Genomic DNA, 1,019 nt, shown 5'->3' on the forward strand with positions numbered 1-1,019 from the left:
AAACGGGTTGTCAATCACGCGGGACCCGACAACTAGCTAGCGAAGATACAGACCAAGAGAAACAAGACTATAACCTGTAGAAACGGGCGTCATATCGCAACTGGCGGATTACCTAACGTCCACCGACACTCAAAACGGCAACTAATCTGAAAAGGCAACCTGATCTAACACTAACTGCACCACGACAGTAGCTACTGGATAGCCCTCGCCTCTTTTGAACGCGTCACAGCCCTTCATTACGGGCCGCATAACAACTCATTAAAATCCACTTATTGGAACTAGCATCGAAAGACGCCCATCTATCTCAAAGCCATGACAAAAAAATAAAACAGTTTCCGTACTCGGCGCCGCCTGCGGGCGGCGCCAAATATCGCATTGATGTTTAGAACCGGCATAGATTTTCTATCTAGAATGTCAGTCGAAATTTTTCAAAGGCTAAGTTCAGACTAACTCAAGCCGCCATTACTGAACCTAACCTTCGCTTCATCTCATCATGAAACGCTTCCACGCGCTCGGCAATAGCCCGAATCATCGCCTCGTCCCGATAGGCTCGCTTCACAAACAGCGGCATTCCCGGCCAATAACTAACGAAGTCGATCCACTCTCGCTCACTGACCCATAAGCCGCCTTGGCACTGAGCGACGTGCTCGGCGGGAATCTCTCCAGCCAGCAATAGTTCGATCTGATATTTGGGCAGTTTGGTTTTGATCTCGACCAGGCCATCGTTGCCCACGAGGCAATCGGGCGAATAGCCCACCCCGTTGTTGAGAATGATGCCGACTTGTTCCAGGTCCAAATGACCGGTTGCTTCCCAATAGAGCTCCCGGGCCACCGGTTCCATTTCATGGCCCCGCTGGGTGTGAGCATTGCCCGTAAAGGCATCGCTGGGCTCACCGGTGATACGTTCGCCGATCAGCTGATGCATATAGCTGATGGCTCCGGCACCGAATCCATCAGGGCCCTTACCCTTGACCAGGAGTGTCTTGAGCCCGCCTTATTCACGAGGGCGCTGATTGAGC

The 1,019-nt window shown here is 52.0% G+C and carries 1 protein-coding gene; it reads right to left on the reverse strand.

From position 1 onward, the window contains the following. Positions 1-451: 451 nt before the first annotated feature. Positions 452-925 carry a YqaJ viral recombinase family protein gene (locus CCD76_RS19355; RefSeq protein ID WP_087721110.1) on the reverse strand — a complete coding sequence of 158 codons (474 nt, stop codon included), beginning with the start codon at positions 923-925 and terminating at the stop codon, positions 452-454. Between the last annotated feature and the right edge of the window lie 94 nt (positions 926-1,019).

The sequence above is a fragment of the Salinicola salarius genome, from assembly GCF_002179555.1.
Lineage (GTDB): Bacteria > Pseudomonadota > Gammaproteobacteria > Pseudomonadales > Halomonadaceae > Salinicola > Salinicola salarius_A.